The organism is Pseudomonas sp. B21-036 (assembly GCF_024748925.1).
GTDB classification, from domain to species: domain Bacteria; phylum Pseudomonadota; class Gammaproteobacteria; order Pseudomonadales; family Pseudomonadaceae; genus Aquipseudomonas; species Aquipseudomonas palmensis.
On sequence record NZ_CP087178.1, the window covers coordinates 5,479,269 to 5,497,073 of the forward strand.

Here is a 17,805-nt window from a genome sequence, read left to right on the forward strand (position 1 = left end):
AGGTGGATATTTCCTCTGTAACTCAGCGAAAAGTTACCCACCCCCGCAACCAGCCAAACAGTACGGGTTTAACCTGGGGCTAAACCCGTACGACGTCAGGCCCGGACGGCTTCAGGCAGAGGCAAGGCCAGCAGGCGCTCATCCAACAGGCCCAGGCCCTCCTGAAACAGCTGGTTGCTGCGCTCGGTGTCGCCCAGGCCGGCCAGCAGACGGGCCAGCTCGGCGCAGGCCTCAGGGTTGCGCTGCCGGCGCAGGCTGTCTTCGAAGTAGTCGCGCGCCTTGCCCCACAGACGATTCTGCAGGCTCAGACGACCCAGGGTCAGCAACAGGCTGGGATCGTCCGGGTGCTGCTTGAGCCAGCCCTCGGCCGTCTGCAACTGACGCGCCGGGTCGCCGCCTCGCACCAGCCCGTACAGCCGGGCCAGGTGGCTTTCGTATTCGCGCTGCAGGGCCGTACGCAGGACCTTCTCGGCGTCGCTTTCGGCGCCCAGCTGGCGCAGTTGCTCGGCATACGCCAGCACCAGTTGCGGCTCCTGGCGTTGTGCCGAGGTCAGTTGCTGCCAGGCACGTTCAAGGGACTGCTGTGCGGTCTGGTCGTCCTGCTCGCGGCGTGCGGCCAGGCTCAGGTTTTCGCCCCAGGCCCGCCGCTCCAGCTCGGCCAGTTCCGCGGCAGACAACACCTTGTCCTTGCGCAGCTCCGGCAGCAGGCGGATCACCGCGCTCCAGTCGCCACGCTGCTGGTACAGACGCTGCAACTGGCGCAGCACCTGCACGTTGTGCGGGTGGCGCTCGTGCATCGCCTGCAGGGTCACCAACGCTGCCTCGGTGTCACCGCGGTCGACCTGCAACTGCGCGTGGGTCAGGGCGATGGCCAGCTCGGCTTGCGGCTGGCGTTCCAGGGCACGTTCCAGCAGGTTGTCGCTGTCCTCGGTGCGCCCCAGTTCGTTGGCAGCGCGGGCCGCCCCGAGGTAATAGAGCAGCGGCTGGCGTTCGGCCTCGGCAGCGCGATGCAGATGGCGCTGCGCACTGGCCCAGCGGCCCTCGGCCAGGTCCAGTTGCCCCTGCTCGATGGCCAGGCGTGTACGCCGGCTGCGGTTGCGCCGCGACCATGGGTTGACCACCCCGCCCGAGGTGAACACCAGGCCCAGCACGAAGCGCACCATCAGCACCACGAGCACCACGGCCAGCAGCAGGGCCAGGGTCGCCCACAGGCTCGACTCGTAGCGGAAGCTGTCGTAGGCGATCAGCACGTACCCGCTATGCCGGGCCACGGCGATACCCAGCAGGGTCGCGGCGACGATCGCCACCACCACCCACAGGTAGGCACGTTTCATGGGGTGCCCTCCTCATGACCTTGTGCCGCCGGCTGGCGCGTGATCGATTCTTCGGCGGGCAGGTGGCGACGCTCGAGGTAGGCCTGGACCGCACCGAGGCTGTCGGCCAGGTCCGGCGTCACTACCGACACCGGCTCGTTCGCCACCGCGTTGAGCTGTTCGAGCATCGACTGGCTCTGCTCGTTGTCGTGGTTGAAGTTGGCCAGCAGCACGCTGCGCGCTTCATCCAGCGCCTGGGCATAGACCTTCGGCTCGCCGTTGAGCGCGGCCCACTGCGCCTGCTCCAGGGTCAGGCTCAGGGCCAGGCGCACCTGGTTCAGGGCCTGGCCGGCCAGCAACGGCTTAACGTTCTTGTCGGCATTGAAATCGATACGGAAGTAGCGCGACAGCTGCGCCCACCACTGTGACCAGCGGCTGGCACCGTCGCCGTCGGCAGCCAGGCCGAACAGCGGTTCGCCGCCTTCTTCGAATTCGGGGGCCATGGCGGTGAGCTGCACTACCTGCTCGCGCAGCGCGGCCAGCTTGAGGAACAGCCCGGTGCGGTCCGGTTGCTTGACGCTGTTCAGGGTGGCCAGGCTGCGTGCCAGCTGTTCGCGGGCAGCGAACGAGGCCGGGTCGCTCTGCTCGCGCAGGATCTGGTCGGCGCCTTCGACCAGCGCCCGAGCGCTGGTGATGTCCTGCAATGCCGACAGGCGCAGGCTGGCCAGGCGCAGCAGGTGCTCGGCCTCGGCCAGGCGCCAGTCCTTGCGGCTGGCACCGAGCACGGTCTCCAGGCGCTGGCTCAGACGTTGCTGGTCGCCCTGCAATTGCGCCACCAGGCGCCGGCGCTCTTCGAGCTCGGCGGCCGGTGGCAGGTCGGCCAGGCGTGACGACAGTCGCTGCTCGCCCTGCTGCAAGGCCTGGGCCTGGGCATTCAAGGCCTGCAATTGTTCGCTCTGGAGCTGGTTGGCGCCCTGCAGGTGGCGCACCTGCCAGACACCCCAGCCACCGATTGCGACACCTGCCGCACCCAGCAGCAGGGCGAACAGTGCCAGACCGGTGCCGGCCCGCTTGGCAGGGGCGGCGGGCGTTTGCGCGGGCGCTTCTGGCGCCGGCTGCAGATCATCGTTGGGCAAGGCAGTTTCGCTCACGTATCCATCCTTTGCATTGGGGCACCTCGCCAGACAGCTTAGCGCCTTAGGAGGCGGGCGCAGGGGTTTCCTGCAACGCCGCCAGCAAAGCCGTGGCACTGGCACCACGGCAATCCACTACATTCTGTGCGCCAGCGGCGCGGGCCTGCTCGGCAACACGCGGGCTCGGCACGAACAGCGGCCACGCGGCCAGTCGCGACCAGTCGCTGCCAGCCAGCTGGCGCAGGTGTTCAAGACCCTGCCCACTGCTGACCACCACGCCGTTCAGGCGTTCCGCATCGATGCGTCGCATCAGCGTGCCGACCGGGTACTCGGGCAGGCAGCGGCGGTACAGGGGCAGATAATCGACACTAGCACCCTGCGCGGTCAATCGCTCGGCCAACAGCTCGCGACCGTCTTCGCCGCGCATGATCAGAAAGCGCGGCTGGGGCTGTGCGGAAACTTCCTTCAGCCGGGTCAGCTGCAGCAGGGCTTCGCTGTCATCCCCCTGTGGCGGGAAGTGCACTTCGCAGCCATGGGCCTGCAGGATCGCGGCGGTAGCCGCCCCCACCGTGAACCACGGCAGGGCCGGCGTGCGGGGCCAGTACTGGTCGAGCAGGGCCAGGCCGAGCCGGGCTGCCGGCTTGCTGACCACGATGACCGCAGCATAGTCGGCCAGGCCGAGCACGGTGCTGCGCTGCGCATCGGTCACCGGCAGCGCTTCGATCTCGAGCAGCGGCAGGCTGCTGCCGAACACCCCGGCCTGGGCCAGGGTCGCGGCCAGTGCCGCGCAGTCGTCGGCCGGCCGGGTCAGCAGCAGGCGCCAGCCGTTCACGGGTGGCCGGCCTCGCCATACACCGCCTTGAGAATGTCTTCGGCGCCCTGGTTCAGCAGGTCTTCGGCGACGCGTACACCCAGTGCATCCGCGTCTGCGCGCGGTGCACGTGCCTCGGCGCTGAGCAACAGGCCACCGGCCGGCTCGCCCACCAGGCCGCGCAACCACAGCTGCTCGCCCTCGAGCACGGCGTAACAGGCGATCGGTACCTGGCAGCCGCCGTTGAGGTGCTTGTTCATGGCCCGTTCGGCCACCACGCGGTCAGCCGTATCGGCGTGGTGCAGCGGCGCGAGCAAGGCATGGATTTCGGCGTCGGTGGTGCGGCACTCGATGCCTACCGCGCCCTGGCCACCGGCTGGCAGGCTGTCGTCGACGCTGATGCTGGCGGTGATGCGGTCTTCGAAACCGAGGCGGATCAAACCGGCAGCCGCCAGGATGATCGCGTCGTACTCGCCGGCATCGAGCTTGGCCAGGCGGGTGTTGACGTTGCCGCGCAGGAAGCGGATCTCGAGGTCGGGGCGGCGGGTCAGCAACTGCGCCTGGCGACGCAGGCTGGAGGTGCCGACAATGGCGCCTGCCGGCAGTGCATCGAGGCTGGCATAGGTGTTGGAGACAAAGGCATCGCGCGGGTCTTCGCGTTCGCAGATGCAGAACAGGCCCAGGCCTTCGGGGAAGTCCATCGGCACGTCTTTCATCGAGTGCACGGCGATGTCGGCTTCCTGCTCCAGCAGCGCGGTTTCCAGCTCCTTGACGAACAGGCCCTTGCCGCCGATCTTCGACAGTGGCGCGTCGAGCAGCTTGTCGCCGCGGCTGACCATCGGCACCAGGGTCACCACCAGGCCGGGGTGTGCCTGTTCGAGGCGGGCTTTTACATAGTCGGCCTGCCACAGGGCAAGGGCACTTTTGCGCGTGGCAATGCGGATTTCACGAGTGGACATGGATCGATCCGTACGAGATAGATGCGCGGGATGATAACAGCTCAATCCGGGCTGCTAGCAGATCTATGTCAGTGGAGGGGTCGACCGTCCCTGGTCAAGCAGTGCTCCCGCCCCGCCCTAAAGCTGCTGCATCATCTTGCGTACGCCGGCCACATGGCGGCGGCTGACAATCAGGGCATCGCCATTGAGGCCCTTGAGAAAAAGCTGGAAATGCCCCAGCGGCGTGCGCTGCAGGCGTTCGATACGGTCGCGGGCCACCAGCGCGTTGCGGTGGATACGCACGAAGCGCTCGCCGAACTCGTCTTCCAGAGCCTTGAGCGGTTCGTCCAGCAGCACCTCGCCGCCCTCATGACGCAAGGTCACGTACTTGTGATCGGCGATGAAGTAGATCACCTGGTCGATGGGAATCAGCTCGATGCCCTTGCGGGTCCTGGCGCTGATGTGGCTGCGCGGCCCGTTGCCGCTTTCGGCGCCGGGGCGGGTCAGCGCCGCCAGCTGCACGCGGTTCGGGCGCTCGGCCTTGCGCAGCGCGTCGCGCAGGGCATCGGCCTGAACCGGCTTGAGCAGATGGCCCAGGGTGCTGTCCTTGAACGCCTGCACGGTGAATTCGTCATCCCCCGTACAGAACACCACGGCCGGTGGCGCTTCGCGCTCGCACAACCGGGCCGCCACCTGCAGCCCGTCCATGCCGGGCATGCGGATGTCGAGCAGGACCACCTCGGGCTTGAGGCTGTCGATCAATGCCAGGGCCTCTTCGCCATTGGTGGCGCTGGGCTCCAGCACGGTATAGCCCTCCAGCTCGCCGAGCATTCGGCTCAGGCGTTCCCGGGCTTGGGGTTCGTCATCAACGATCAGGACATTCATATAGCGCTGGATTCCTGCGTGAGTCTCGCACAAGGATAGCGTAGACAGGTGAAGTGACGACCGTCACGGCGATCCACGCTCAGACTCGCACGAGGGCTAAAGATTCACTGGGAGGGCGAAACCTGCCAATCCTCTGTCCAACTGTAGACGGTTGCAGGCACGCTGCCGTTCAATCGATAAATATCCTTTTGCATCGCCCCTGTCGTGGCCCCCGGCTGCGACACAAACCCGCAGTTGCGCCGACCGCCGAGCCCCGTGAGCCCCGGCAACCCTGCTATCATCTGCGCCACTTTTTCCGTTCACGCCTTACACGAGTGAATCCATGAGCACCGACAAGACCAACCAGTCCTGGGGCGGCCGTTTCAGCGAGCCGGTCGACGCCTTCGTCGCCCGCTTCACCGCCTCCGTCACCTTCGACCAGCGCCTGTACCGCCACGACATCATGGGTTCGATCGCCCACGCCACCATGCTGGCCAAGGTCGGCGTGCTCACCGATGCCGAGCGCGACAGCATCATCGACGGCCTGACCACCATCCAGGGCGAAATCGAGGCCGGCAACTTCGACTGGCGCATCGACCTCGAAGACGTGCACATGAACATCGAGGCACGCCTGACCGACCGCATCGGCATCACCGGCAAGAAGCTGCACACCGGGCGCAGCCGCAACGACCAGGTGGCCACCGACATCCGCCTGTGGCTGCGCGACGAGATCGACCTGATCCTGGCCGAGATCACCCGCCTGCAAAAAGGCCTGCTGGAGCAGGCCGAGCGCGAAGCCGACACCATCATGCCGGGCTTCACCCACCTGCAGACCGCGCAGCCGGTGACCTTCGGGCATCATCTGCTGGCCTGGTTCGAAATGCTCAGCCGCGACTACGAGCGCCTGGTGGACTGCCGCAAGCGCACCAACCGCATGCCGTTGGGCAGCGCCGCACTGGCCGGTACCACCTACCCGATCGACCGTGAACTGACCTGCTCGCTGCTGGGCTTCGAAGCGGTGGGCGGCAACTCGCTGGACGGCGTGTCCGACCGTGACTTCGCCATCGAATTCTGCGCGGCGGCCAGTATCGCGATGATGCACCTGTCGCGCTTTTCCGAAGAGCTGGTGCTGTGGACCAGCGCGCAGTTCCAGTTCATCGACCTGCCGGACCGCTTCTGCACCGGCAGCTCGATCATGCCGCAGAAAAAGAACCCCGACGTCCCCGAGCTGGTACGCGGCAAGACCGGCCGCGTGTTCGGCGCCCTGACCGGCCTGCTGACCCTGATGAAGGGCCAGCCGCTGGCCTACAACAAGGACAACCAGGAAGACAAGGAACCGCTGTTCGATGCCGCCGATACCCTGCGCGATTCGCTGCGGGCATTTGCCGACATGATCCCGGCGATCAAGCCAAAGCACGCGATCATGCGCGAAGCCGCGCTGCGCGGGTTCTCCACCGCCACCGACCTGGCTGATTACCTGGTACGCCGCGGCCTGCCGTTCCGTGATTGCCACGAGATCGTCGGCCACGCGGTGAAGTACGGCGTGGACACCGGCAAGGACCTGGCCGAGATGAGCCTGGACGAACTGCGCCAGTTCAGCGACCAGATCGAGCAGGACGTGTTTGCCGTGCTGACCCTGGAAGGCTCGGTGAACGCGCGCAACCACATCGGCGGCACCGCACCGGCCCAGGTACGTGCAGCCGTGGCCCGCGGCCAGGCGCTGCTGGCCAGCCGCTGAGGCATTCGCCAGGCCCGCCTGGCGGGCCTGGCTGCGCTGAAGTCAGCGCTTGCCGGTACGCACCATCTCGAGGAAGGCCGGCATCTGGGCTTCCTTGTCTGCGGCGTTTCTCTGCACGTTGGGGTTCTGCTTGAAGTGTTCGAGCAGGGCCTTGGCCTGCGGGAAGTCCGCCAGCACATCCATGTCGAACACCTTCTTGCCCACCGCATACGCCAGGTCGACGCTGTAGCAGAACAGGATGTCCGCCAGGGTCATCTGCTCGCCCGCCACATAGGGAGCGAAGGCACCGTTGCGCTTGAGGGCGGCAAGACCCGCCAGCAGCTCGGCCTTGGCCTTTTGCTTGATGGCCGGGTCCACCTGGGCACCGAAGAACGCCTCGGGGTAGCAGGCTCGGGCCGGCAGCTCGATGTACAGCTCGATCTCCTTGGCCAGTTCGCGCACCTTGGCCTGGGCGAACACGCCCTCGGGCAGCAGCGCCTTGCCGGGCTGGGTCTGCTCGATATAGTCAAGGATCAGGTTGGTCTCACTGAGAAAGCCGTGCTCGGTCTCCAGCACCGGCACCTTGCCGCAGGGGCTGATCTTCAGTGATGCGGGGCCGGGGCCGCCGAAAAACAGCACCTCTTCGAAGGGCACGCCCTTTTCCAGCAGCGCCAGTTTGACCATGTTGTAGTAGTTGCTGACTGCAAAACCGTGAAGCTTGAGCATGAAACATGCCTCCAGGCCGAAAGGGGTTGGCCTGGCCTTTATAGACGCTACCGCAGGCACTGACCAGCATCATGCAGTTGCTCGATAGCCAGGCATTGGCGTGCACTGCATGGCAAACTGGATGCCCATTCCGAGGAGAGCGCCCATGAGCGAGCCCACCGATATCGACAATGACGAAGAAGCGTTCGCCGAATCGACCCTGATCCAGGCCATCGAGAACCAGATCGAGAACGACAACCCGCCAGCGGCCAAGGCCACGTTCAACAAGCTGACGCTGGTGGGCTACGAGCGCGAGGACATCCTCAACCTGATGGCCCACGTGCTGGCCTGCGAGATCGACGCCATGCTCGAGGACGACCGGGCGTTCGATACGCAGTGGTACGAAACCGCCCTGCGTGCGCTGCCTGAGTTGCCACCCGAAAAGGACTGAAGCAATTACCGGCTGGCGTGGCTACACTGCAACTTCATGTACCCCTGCAAGGGTGCTGCCCTCCACTTCAGGAAAGTCCGGAGTATCTATGTCGTTTACCCCCGAGCTGATTGCCGAACTGGAAATACTCGCGCTGTTCAACCTGGACAGCACGCAGGAAGGACTGAAAGTCCATGCCACCGCAGCACCCCAGGCGATTGCCGCCGCCAAGCGCCTGTTCTCCAAGGAACTGATCACCCAGGAAGACGGCGGCTACCTGACCCCGCTGGGCCGCGATGCGGCGCAGAACGTACAGCAGTTGCTGATCATCCTGAACACGGTCGCCGAGCCGGCTTGAGAGCTTCGCTGAAGCCTTCGCCGGCAAGGCCGGCTCCTGCAGATCGATACAGGAGCCGGCCTTGCCGGCGAAGGCCACACCCGGTCAATACGTCAGGCGCTGACAAAATGGCGCCAGAAATCAAATAGATTTCAGCCCCTCGCCCCGTAGCGGCTAAACTCGCCATTGCTCCCGTGATGGCCAGTTAGAGCCCTGCAATGAACCACCCCCACGAAATTCGACCCGACCTCGACGAAGGCATCGATCGCAAGGTGCTCAGCCAGTTGCGCAAGCGCTTCCTGGCCATCAACCAGGGTCGACTGGCACGCGCCATGGAAGGGTTGTCGAGCCGCCAGCAGCAGGTGCTCAACCTGCTGGCGCTGTTCTTCCACGTCAATCACCCGCTGCTGCCCGGCTACGTATCGGGCACCACTCCGGCGGGCATCTCGTGCTACGAGCCCGACGACGAGGCGCTGGCCGAGGCCCAGCGCCTGACCCGCTCGTTCACCTACCGCAAGCGTCACGGCCAGCCACCGCGCCCGCTGCTGGGGCTGTACCTGATGGGCAGCCTGGGCACCCTGGCCCAGGCCGATGAAAGCGACATGGACGTGTGGCTGTGCCACGCCCCCGGGCTCAGCGAGGCCGAGCTGAGCGAGCTGCGCAGAAAGTGCGTGTTGCTGGAGGTCTGGGCCGCATCCCAGGGCGCCGAACTGCACCTGTTCCTGATCGAGCCGGAGCGCTTCGTCACCGGCGAGCGCAATACCGCACTGAGTTCCGACGACTGCGGCACCACCCAGCACTACCTGCTGCTGGACGAGTTCTACCGCACCGCGCTGTGGCTGGCCGGGCGCACGCCGCTGTGGTGGCTGGTGCCGGTCTACGAGGAAGGCAGCTACGCGCATTACACCCAGACCCTGCTGTCCAAGCGCTTCATCCGCGCCGACGAGAACCTGGACCTCGGCCACCTGGCCCACATCCCGCCCGGCGAGTTCGTGGGCGCCGGGTTGTGGCAGCTGTTCAAGGGCATCGAGTCACCCTACAAGTCGCTGCTCAAGCTGCTGCTGACCGAGGTGTATGCCAGCGAACATCCGCACGTGCAGTGCCTGAGCCTGCAGTTCAAGCAGGCAGTGTTCGCCAACCGTCTCGACCTCGACGAGCTGGACCCGTACATGATGGTGTACCGGCGTATCGAGCAGTACCTGCAGCACCGCGGCGAGGCCCAGCGCCTGGAGCTGGTGCGACGCAGCCTGTACCTGAAGGTGAACAAGAAGATCAGCCTGCTGGCGCGCCAGCGCAGCGGCGGCTGGCAGCGCGACCTGCTCGAGCGCCTGACCCGCGAGTGGGGCTGGGACGAGCGCCAGCTGATGCTGCTGGACAGCCGCAGCCAGTGGAAGGTGCGCCAGGTGGAAGCCGAACGGCGCATCCTGGTGGCCGAACTCAACCACAGCTACCGTTTTCTCGGCCAGTTCGCACGCAACCCGCAAGCTGCCACGCGCCTCGACCAGCGCGACCTCAACGTGCTGGGCCGACGCCTCTACGCCGCCTTCGAGCGGCGCGCCGGCAAGGTCGAGTTCATCAACCCGGGCATCGCCCCGGACCTGGCCGAAGACACCCTGACCCTGGTCCAGGCACCCAATCGCCAGGAGCCTGGGCAAACCCATTGGAGCCTGTACAGCGGCAACCTGAACGCCCATGAGTGGGAGCAGTTCGTGCCGTTCAAGCGCTGCCGCGAACTGCTCGAACTGCTGGCCTGGGCGCACCGCAACGGGGTGATCGACAGCACCACGCGCCTGGCGCTCAACCCCGGCAGCAGCGACCTGAGCGAGTACGAGCTGTTCAACCTGCTGGGCAGCCTGCAGCAGAGCGTGGCCCTGCCGTTCAAGGAAGTCAGCGAGGCGCGCCTGCTGCAACCGAGCGTGGCGGACGAGATCCTGCTGCTGGTCAACGTCGGCATCGACCCGCTGCAGCATCACCGCGACCTCAACATCCTGATGACCACCGAGCGCACCGACTCGCTGAGCTACGCCGGGGTGCGCGAGAACCTGGTGCTGACCCTGGACCAGGTGACCCTCAACAGCTGGAACGAAGTGCTGGTGCAGCGGTATGACGGCGAGCACGCCCTGATGCGCAACCTGCGCGACTACCTCAACAGCCTGGGCAGCAAGGGCCACCTGCCTACGCTGAACGTGCGCTGCTTCTGCCACAACCGCGCCCAGGCCATCGCCCAGCGGGTCGAAGAGGTGTTCGCCACCGCTCAGGCGCTGCTTGCCGAAGGCCTGGGGCATCGCTACCTGATACAGGTGCAGCATCACACCCATGTACTGGAATTGCACCACGGGGCGGTCAACCTGGTCAGCCTGGACAGTCAGGATGCACTGTTGGCATACCTGGGCGAGGAACGTGCCGATTACACCCCGCTGCACCTGGACGCCAACGTGCTGGAAGACCACGACCTGGCGCTGGTGCTGCCCCAGGGCCAGCCGCAGTGCCTGCAGGTGTTCTACCGGGTGCAGGAGAACTGGGCCGACGTCTACGTGCTGGATGAATTCAATGCGCTGTGGCAGCAACGCCTGCCCTACCACGACGACAGCAGCCTGTTGCTGCCGCTGCAGCGCTTCCTGCAATCGGTGGTGTTCCGGCACAACGCACGGCTGCCGCTGGAAGAGCTGCCGGCACAGGGCGCGCTGGACATCCTCTACTATCAGCTGTCGCCCCCCGGTATCGGCCGGGCACGCCAACTGGAGCCGCGCCAGGCACCGCCCACCACGCTGGGCAGCACCGCCTACGAAGTGCAGGCGATCATCCAGGCAGGCGTCGAAGACGCCCTGCAGGTGACGTTGTACTGCAACCAGAAGGAGTTTTCGGAGCTCGAGTATGGCGACCAGCTGTATGCGGTGGTCGCCCGCGAGATCGTCGGCCAGCGCCGTGACGCCCAGCGCTACCGCTGCTACATCACCGACCTGGACCTGTCCGACCTGCTTGCCGAAGGCCAGGGCTCGAGCATCCTGTACCTGCGCTACAAGCAGGAACTGGAGCGGGTGCTGAACCAGGCGCTGGAAGCGGCCTGATCAGAGGTCGAAGTCGCCTGCGGCTTCGGGCTGGTACTCGACTTCGAGCAGCTTGAGCTTGAGGGTCTTGCCGCCGGGCACTGGCCAGTCGATCTGCTCGCCCACCGACAGGCCGAGCAATGCGCTGCCCATCGGCGCCAGGATCGAGACCGTGCCTTCGGCGCCGGCATCCTTCGGGTACACCAGGGTCAGGTGGTAGTCCTTGCCGCTGACTTCATCGCGGCAATGCACGCGCGAGTTCATGGTCACGACACCGGCCGGAACCTCCTCGTGGCTCACTACCTGCTCGGCGCGGTCCAGCTCGTCCTGCAGGGCGAGCACACCCGGCGAGTCCTGCGTCTTTTCATCGAGGCCATCGATCAGACGCTCGAGACGCTGTACGTCCAATCGGGTGAGGATAAGGGAAGGCTTGGTGCTCATGATCCAGTCAGACTCCTTGTTCATGGGTAAAAGTGCTGGGCGTTATAAAGCAAAACCCCGCCCAAGGGCGGGGTTTGCATGTTTTTCGGCCAGGCCGATCAACCTCGACACTACCACAGCACAATAAATACACAAGAGGCTCGCCGTCGCAGCCTAGCCGGCCGCCTGGCGTCGTGCCTGTGCCTGGGCGCAGATCTCGCGGCGGCGCTGGTCGTCGGCGCTGCGCCACTGGCGAATGTCCTCGACATGGCGAAAGCAGCCCAGGCACACCTTGGCCTCGTCCAGCCGGCAGAGGCTGATGCAGGGCGACGGCACCGCCGGGCTGACATTGCTGTACAGCGGCTTGGCCGGTTTGGCAGCAGTGCTCATCTCAGATCTCGTCGAAGTCGAGCTTTTCGCCGACCCGCTCCCAGACGATGCGCTCGAGCATCTCGCCGAGCAGCTCCTCGGTCTTCTCACAGGTCCATTTGCCGCTGGCTTCGTCATAGTCGAAATGGAAACCACCCGACTTGTCGGCCAGCCACAGCTGGCGCAGCGGCTCCTGGCGGCTGAAGATCAACTGGCTGCCGTTGTCGAACTTGATGGTAAGAACGCCCGCCGAGTTCTCCATGTCCAGGTCCAGGTCGGTTTCATCGAACAGGTCTTCCAGGGCCTGTTGGGTCGCGTCGACCAGGTCGTGAAAACGCGCTTCGCTCAAACTCATTGCAAGAACCTCGAAAATGTCTGCACACACGCAAGCCGGGCAAGATACGAGCGCCGCGCCACGAATGCAAAGGTTAACGCCCGCAGCCGACACCCTGCACGGGCGCCTGTCCGACGGCGCAGCGGCTACATAGGCAAGGCGCCGGGCGCTCGGTATACTCGGGCGCAATACTGCTTAAATTCAAAGGATTTCGCCATGAAGCGCCTGATTTCCTCCCTCGCGGCGCTAGTCGCGATTGCCTGCCTCGTCTCCGCTTGCGGTCAGAAAGGCCCACTGTACCTGCCTGAAGACGGCAAAGACGGCAAAAAGTCGCAATCGCACCAGCACTGATTAAGGGATCCCCATGGACGCTTTCAACTACCGCGACGGCGAGCTGTTCGCGGAAGGCGTGGCGCTGTCGGCGATTGCCGAACGCTTCGGCACGCCTACCTACGTGTACTCGCGGGCGCATATCGAAGCCCAGTACCGTAGCTACGCCGATGCATTGCAGGGTGTTTCGCACCTGGTGTGCTTCGCCGTAAAAGCCAACTCCAACCTCGGCGTGCTGAACGTGCTGGCACGACTGGGCGCAGGCTTCGACATCGTCTCGGGCGGTGAACTGGAGCGTGTGCTGGCCGCCGGCGGGCGCGCCGACCGTGTGGTGTTCTCCGGCGTGGGCAAGACCCGCGACGACATGCGCCGCGCCCTCGAAGTGGGCGTGCACTGCTTCAACGTCGAGTCCACCGACGAGCTGGAGCGCCTGCAGGTGGTTGCCGCCGAAATGGGCGTACGCGCGCCGATCTCGCTGCGGGTCAACCCGGATGTCGATGCCGGCACCCACCCGTACATTTCCACCGGCCTCAAAGAGAACAAGTTCGGTATCGCCATTGCCGATGCCGAAGAAGTCTACGTGCGCGCCGCGCAGCTGCCGAACCTGGAAATCGTCGGCGTCGACTGCCACATCGGTTCGCAGCTGACGACGCTGGAGCCCTTCCTCGATGCCCTCGACCGCCTGCTGGCGCTGATCGACCGCCTCGGCGAGTGCGGCATCTACCTGCGCCACCTGGACCTGGGCGGCGGCGTGGGCGTGCGCTATCGCGACGAAGAGCCGCCACTGGCCGGCGACTACATCAAGGCCATCCGCGAGCGCGTGGGCGACCGCGACCTGGCGCTGGTATTCGAACCGGGCCGCTACATCGTGGCCAATGCCGGCGTGCTGCTGACCCGCGTCGAGTACCTCAAGCACACCGAGCACAAGGACTTCGCCATCGTCGACGCGGCGATGAACGACCTGATCCGCCCGGCGCTGTACCAGGCCTGGATGGACGTGACCGCCGTGCAGCCGCGTGATGGCGAGCCGCGCAGCTATGACGTGGTCGGCCCGATCTGCGAGACCGGCGACTTCCTGGCCAAGGACCGTGCGCTGAACCTGGCCGAAGGCGACCTGCTGGCCGTGCATTCGGCCGGTGCCTACGGTTTCGTCATGAGTTCGAACTACAACACCCGTGGTCGCTGCGCCGAAGTACTGGTGGATGCCGATCAGGCCTTCGAAGTGCGCCGTCGCGAAACCGTGGCCGAGCTGTTTGCCGGCGAAAGCCTACTGCCGGAGTGACCCCATGCTGCTGCGTTTTACCAAGATGCACGGCCTGGGCAACGACTTCATGGTCCTCGACCTGGTCAGCCAGCACGCGCACATCCTGCCCAAGCACGCCAAGCAATGGGGTGACCGGCACACCGGCATCGGTTTCGACCAACTGCTGATCGTCGAGGCGCCGAGCAATCCGGACGTGGACTTTCGCTACCGGATCTTCAACGCCGACGGGTCCGAGGTCGAGCAGTGCGGCAACGGTGCACGCTGCTTCGCGCGCTTCGTGCTGGACAAGCGCCTGACGGCGAAAAAGCGCATCCGCGTCGAGACCAAGAGCGGCATCATCGAACTCGATGTGCGCGGCGACGGGCAGATCAGCGTCGACATGGGCCCACCGCGCCTGGTGCCGTCCGAGATCCCCTTCGACGCCCCCGCCCAGGCCCTGAGCTACCCGCTGGAAGTGGCCGGTCGCACGGTCAACCTGGCCGCCGTGTCGATGGGCAACCCCCATGCGGTGCTGCGCGTCGACGACATCAACAGCGCCCCGGTGCACGACCTCGGCCCGCAGATCGAGAACCACCCGCGCTTCCCGCAGCGGGTCAACGTCGGCTTCCTCCAGGTCATCGACCGCCACCGCGCCCAGTTGCGCGTGTGGGAGCGCGGCGCCGGGGAAACCCAGGCCTGCGGCACCGGTGCCTGCGCCGCGGCGGTGGCTGCCATCAGCCAGGGCTGGATGGATTCGCCGCTGCTGATCGACCTGCCCGGAGGGCGCCTGTCCATCGAATGGGGCGGCCCGGGCCGGCCTGTAGTGATGACAGGCCCTGCCGTACGCGTGTATGAAGGACAGGTTCGCCTATGAGTGAGTACCAGCCATGACCGACCAGCCCCACACGCCCACCGCAGAGCCCGACGCCTCCGACGCCCAGGGCTCGACGCCCAGCGTCGGGGCCCAGGACGTGGTGGCTTACCTGCGTGCCAACCCGGCGTTCTTCGCCGAGCATGACGACCTGCTGCTGGAGCTGCAGGTCCCTCACCAGCGCGGCGACAGCGTGTCGCTGGTGGAGCGCCAGCTCAAGCTGCTGCGCGACCGCAACATCGAGATGCGCCACCGCCTCTCGCACCTGATGGACGTGGCCCGCGACAACGACCGGCTGTTCGAGAAGACCCGCCGGCTGATCCTCGACCTGCTCGACGCCGACAGCCTCGAGGCCGTGGTGATGGCCGTCGAGGACAGCCTGCGCCAGGAGTTCAAGGTGCCGTTCGTGAGCCTGATCCTGTTCGGCGATACCGTGGCCCCCGTGGGCCGCTGGGTCAACCCGACCGAAGCGCAACAGGCCATCGGCGGCCTGCTGTGCGCGGGCAAGACGGTCAGCGGCACCCTGCGCGACCACGAGCTGGACTTCCTGTTCGGCGAGGCCCAGCGCCCCGAAGTCGGCTCCAGTGCCGTCGCCGCGCTCGACTATCAGGGCCTGCATGGCGTGCTCGCCATCGCCAGCCACGACCCGCAGCACTACAAGAGCAGCGTCGGCACCCTGTTCCTGAGCTACATCGCCGAAGTGCTCGGCCGCGTGCTACCGCGCTTTACCCAGACCCTGCGCCCGGTACGCTGATGGAGCGCCAGCTGGACGCGTTCATCGCGCACCTGCGCAACGAGCGCCAGGTGTCGGAGCATACCCAGCTGGCCTACCGGCGTGACCTGGCCAACGTGCTGGCCTACTGCGGGAAAACCGGCATCGCCAGCTGGAGCGCCCTGCAGATCCAGCACCTGCGCCAGTTCGTGGCGCGCCAGCACCATGCCGGGCAGTCGTCGCGCAGCCTGGCGCGCATGCTTTCGGCGGTGCGCGGCCTGTACCGCTACCTGAACCGCGAAGGCCTGTGCGACCACGACCCGGCCAACGGCCTGGCCGCGCCCAAGGGCGAGCGCCGGCTGCCCAAGACCCTCGATACCGACCGCGCGCTGCAATTGCTCGAAGGCGCGGTGGACGACGACTTTCTCGCCCGCCGCGACCAGGCCATGCTCGAGCTGTTCTACTCCTCGGGCCTGCGCCTGTCGGAGCTGACCAGCCTCGATCTCGATCAGCTCGACCTGCCGGCCGGCCTGGTGCAGGTGCATGGCAAGGGCAGCAAGACCCGCGTGCTGCCGGTAGGCCGCAAAGCCCGAGAGGCACTGGAAAAGTGGCTGGCGCTGCGCGGCATCAGCGCCCCGCAGGACAATGCGGTGTTCGTCAGCCAGCAAGGCCGGCGCCTGGGCCCGCGGGCGATCCAGCTGCGGGTCCAGGCGGCGGGCAGCCGCGAGCTGGGGCAGAACCTGCACCCGCACATGCTGCGCCACTCCTTCGCCAGCCACCTGCTCGAATCGTCCCAGGACCTGCGTGCGGTGCAGGAAATGCTCGGGCATGCCGACATCGCCACCACGCAGATCTACACTCACCTGGACTTCCAGCACCTGGCGAGCGTCTATGACAGCGCCCACCCAAGGGCCAAACGCAGCAAGGACAGTGACTCATGAGCATTCAGCTGATCACCTTCGACCTGGACGACACCCTGTGGGACACCGCCCCGGTCATCGTCAGTGCCGAGGCCGTACTGCGCGACTGGCTGGCGGCGAATGCACCCGACCTGGGCGCGGTGCCGGTGGAGCACCTATATGCCATTCGCGAGCGCCTGGTGCAGGCCGAGCCGGGCCTGCGGCATCGCATCAGCGCCTTGCGGCGCAAGGTGCTGTTCCATGCCATGAGCGACGTCGGCTACAGCGAAGCCAGGGCCCACGCCCTGGCCAACGAGGGCTTTGAAGTGTTCCTGCATGCGCGCCACCAGGTGGATATTTTCCCCGAGGTGCAGCCGGTGCTGGAGGTGCTGCGCCATCGCTACACCCTGGGCGTGGTCACCAATGGCAATGCCGACGTGAGGCGCCTGGGGCTGGCCGACTATTTCAGGTTCGCCTTGTGCGCCGAGGACCTGGGCATCGGCAAGCCCGACCCGCAGCCGTTTCTCGAAGCATTGCGCCAGGGCCAGGCCGAGGCCGGCAATGCCGTGCATATCGGCGACCATCCGGGCGACGACATCGCTGGGGCCCAGCAGGCCGGCCTGCGCGCGATATGGTTCAACCCGCAGGGCAAGGCGTGGACAGCCGAGGGGCAGCCGGATGCCGAGATCCAGCGCCTGTCGCAGTTGCCTGAGCTGTTGCTCAGTTGGCGTTAGCCCCGCTGGCCCCATCGCGGGTCAAGCCCGCTCCCACAAGGGTTGCGGTGATCGTTGTAGGAGCGGGCCTGCCCCGCGATAGCATCAGCAGCGGCAACCCATAACGCCACCCACAAAAAAGCCCGCAGCGACGGCGGGCTCTTCTGTTCGACGGCACCCCTCAGATAGGACGGCTACCGTACTTGTTGTCTGGCTTCTTGGGCGGATCGGCGACCACGTTGGCCTCCACTTCCTGCACCTTGCCGCCACGCGACAGGAACTCTTCCATCGCCTTGGCGAGCGCATCGCGCTCCTTCTGCTTGGCTTCCATGCTGGGCATTTCGTCGACCGAGACCGCAGCCTTGGACTTGCCCTTGGCTACCGGTGCGGGGCTGTCGTCACCGCTGTCATCGGCAACGTCGTCGGCAGCCGCTTCCAGGCCTTCATCGGTATCGTCTTCGTCGCCCACTTCGAGGTCGTCGTTTTCCAGATCATCGTCGCTCATGTTCTACCTCATGACTTGCGAAAAGCAGATAAGTTATAGACCAACAGCGCCAGGTGCGGCCACTGCCGGAAAAATCCAGGGCCACGGGTAGCCCGCGGCCAGCGGCGCCCGCCC

At 66.0% G+C, this 17,805-nt stretch carries 20 protein-coding genes and 1 pseudogene; 10 read left to right on the plus strand and 11 right to left on the minus strand.

Features of this window, described 5'->3' with window-relative positions; translation table 11 throughout:
* Nucleotides 1-95: 95 nt before the first annotated feature.
* The 6 genes and pseudogenes from LOY33_RS24995 to LOY33_RS25020 all read right to left on the minus strand — a co-directional run.
* Nucleotides 96-1,334 (minus strand): heme biosynthesis HemY N-terminal domain-containing protein, encoded by a 1,239-nt coding sequence (locus LOY33_RS24995; RefSeq protein ID WP_058541740.1) that lies wholly within the window; start codon nt 1,332-1,334, stop codon nt 96-98.
* Nucleotides 1,331-2,464, minus strand: coding sequence for a uroporphyrinogen-III C-methyltransferase (locus LOY33_RS25000; RefSeq protein WP_043863372.1), 1,134 nt, complete (start codon nt 2,462-2,464; stop codon nt 1,331-1,333). The genes LOY33_RS24995 and LOY33_RS25000 overlap by 4 nt, the downstream gene beginning before the upstream one ends.
* Nucleotides 2,465-2,510: 46 nt before the next feature.
* On the minus strand, nt 2,511-3,278 hold the full coding sequence (locus LOY33_RS25005; protein ID WP_258660448.1) for a uroporphyrinogen-III synthase: 768 nt from the start codon (nt 3,276-3,278) through the stop codon (nt 2,511-2,513).
* Nucleotides 3,275-4,216, minus strand: coding sequence for a hydroxymethylbilane synthase (gene hemC, locus LOY33_RS25010; RefSeq protein WP_258660450.1), 942 nt, complete (start codon nt 4,214-4,216; stop codon nt 3,275-3,277). Before hemC ends, LOY33_RS25005 begins: the two co-directional genes overlap by 4 nt.
* A gap of 117 nt (nt 4,217-4,333) precedes the next feature.
* Entirely contained in the window at nt 4,334-5,080 is a 747-nt protein-coding gene (locus tag LOY33_RS25015) for a LytTR family DNA-binding domain-containing protein (protein ID WP_043863369.1), read from the minus strand.
* Nucleotides 5,077-5,184: pseudogene (locus LOY33_RS25020) on the minus strand (sensor histidine kinase); the annotation flags it as partial. The pseudogene LOY33_RS25020 and the gene LOY33_RS25015, both read right to left, overlap by 4 nt.
* Before the next feature lie 218 nt (nt 5,185-5,402).
* Here LOY33_RS25020 and argH point away from each other — a divergent pair.
* Nucleotides 5,403-6,797, plus strand: coding sequence for an argininosuccinate lyase (argH, locus tag LOY33_RS25025; RefSeq protein WP_043863368.1), 1,395 nt, complete (start codon nt 5,403-5,405; stop codon nt 6,795-6,797).
* Between the two features lie 42 nt (nt 6,798-6,839).
* Here argH and LOY33_RS25030 read toward each other — a convergent pair whose 3' ends face one another.
* The gene (locus LOY33_RS25030; RefSeq protein WP_043863367.1) at nt 6,840-7,502 is read right to left on the minus strand and encodes a glutathione S-transferase; all 663 of its coding nucleotides are present in this window, start codon (nt 7,500-7,502) and stop codon (nt 6,840-6,842) included.
* A 145-nt stretch (nt 7,503-7,647) separates the two neighbouring features.
* Here LOY33_RS25030 and LOY33_RS25035 point away from each other — a divergent pair, with 145 nt between their 5' ends.
* The 3 genes from LOY33_RS25035 (at nt 7,648) to LOY33_RS25045 (ending at nt 11,316) form a co-directional block, all read left to right on the plus strand.
* Nucleotides 7,648-7,932 carry a hypothetical protein gene (locus LOY33_RS25035; protein ID WP_043863366.1) on the plus strand — a complete coding sequence of 95 codons (285 nt, stop codon included), beginning with the start codon at nt 7,648-7,650 and terminating at the stop codon, nt 7,930-7,932.
* Nucleotides 7,933-8,020: 88 nt separating this feature from the next.
* Nucleotides 8,021-8,269, plus strand: a complete 249-nt coding sequence (locus tag LOY33_RS25040) for a TIGR02647 family protein (RefSeq protein ID WP_043863365.1) — start codon at nt 8,021-8,023, stop codon at nt 8,267-8,269.
* Nucleotides 8,270-8,466: 197 nt separating this feature from the next.
* A complete protein-coding gene (locus LOY33_RS25045) occupies nt 8,467-11,316 on the plus strand; it encodes a class I adenylate cyclase (RefSeq protein WP_258660455.1) in 2,850 nt (949 codons plus the stop codon).
* Here the strand turns inward: LOY33_RS25045 and rnk are convergent, their stop codons facing one another.
* The 3 genes from rnk to cyaY all read right to left on the minus strand — a co-directional run bounded on the left by rnk (nt 11,317) and on the right by cyaY (nt 12,439).
* Nucleotides 11,317-11,736 carry a nucleoside diphosphate kinase regulator gene (gene rnk / locus LOY33_RS25050; RefSeq protein ID WP_043863363.1) on the minus strand — a complete coding sequence of 140 codons (420 nt, stop codon included), beginning with the start codon at nt 11,734-11,736 and terminating at the stop codon, nt 11,317-11,319.
* Between the two features lie 153 nt (nt 11,737-11,889).
* Entirely contained in the window at nt 11,890-12,105 is a 216-nt protein-coding gene (locus LOY33_RS25055; RefSeq protein ID WP_054915485.1) for a DUF1289 domain-containing protein, read from the minus strand.
* A gap of 1 nt (nt 12,106) precedes the next feature.
* A complete protein-coding gene (gene cyaY, locus LOY33_RS25060) occupies nt 12,107-12,439 on the minus strand; it encodes an iron donor protein CyaY (protein ID WP_043863361.1) in 333 nt (110 codons plus the stop codon).
* 195 nt (nt 12,440-12,634) lie between these two features.
* Between cyaY and lptM the strand changes: the two genes are divergently transcribed.
* Genes lptM through LOY33_RS25090 form a run of 6 tightly spaced genes read left to right on the plus strand, consistent with a single transcriptional unit; the run spans nt 12,635 to nt 17,207 of the window.
* Nucleotides 12,635-12,769, plus strand: coding sequence for an LPS translocon maturation chaperone LptM (gene lptM / locus LOY33_RS25065; protein WP_043863360.1), 135 nt, complete (start codon nt 12,635-12,637; stop codon nt 12,767-12,769).
* Between the two features lie 13 nt (nt 12,770-12,782).
* Nucleotides 12,783-14,030 carry a diaminopimelate decarboxylase gene (gene lysA, locus LOY33_RS25070; RefSeq protein ID WP_043863359.1) on the plus strand — a complete coding sequence of 416 codons (1,248 nt, stop codon included), beginning with the start codon at nt 12,783-12,785 and terminating at the stop codon, nt 14,028-14,030.
* A gap of 4 nt (nt 14,031-14,034) precedes the next feature.
* Complete coding sequence (dapF, locus tag LOY33_RS25075; protein ID WP_058541735.1) at nt 14,035-14,865, plus strand: diaminopimelate epimerase; 831 nt, start codon at nt 14,035-14,037, stop codon at nt 14,863-14,865.
* Between the two features lie 13 nt (nt 14,866-14,878).
* Nucleotides 14,879-15,616, plus strand: a complete 738-nt coding sequence (locus tag LOY33_RS25080; protein ID WP_043863357.1) for a DUF484 family protein — start codon at nt 14,879-14,881, stop codon at nt 15,614-15,616.
* Entirely contained in the window at nt 15,616-16,515 is a 900-nt protein-coding gene (gene xerC / locus LOY33_RS25085) for a tyrosine recombinase XerC (protein ID WP_054915482.1), read from the plus strand. Before LOY33_RS25080 ends, xerC begins: the two co-directional genes overlap by 1 nt.
* Nucleotides 16,512-17,207 (plus strand): HAD family hydrolase, encoded by a 696-nt coding sequence (locus LOY33_RS25090; protein WP_043863355.1) that lies wholly within the window; start codon nt 16,512-16,514, stop codon nt 17,205-17,207. Before xerC ends, LOY33_RS25090 begins: the two co-directional genes overlap by 4 nt.
* A 160-nt stretch (nt 17,208-17,367) precedes the next feature.
* Here the strand turns inward: LOY33_RS25090 and sutA are convergent, their stop codons facing one another.
* On the minus strand, nt 17,368-17,691 hold the full coding sequence (gene sutA / locus LOY33_RS25095) for a transcriptional regulator SutA (protein ID WP_043863351.1): 324 nt from the start codon (nt 17,689-17,691) through the stop codon (nt 17,368-17,370).
* Nucleotides 17,692-17,805: the final 114 nt, after the last annotated feature.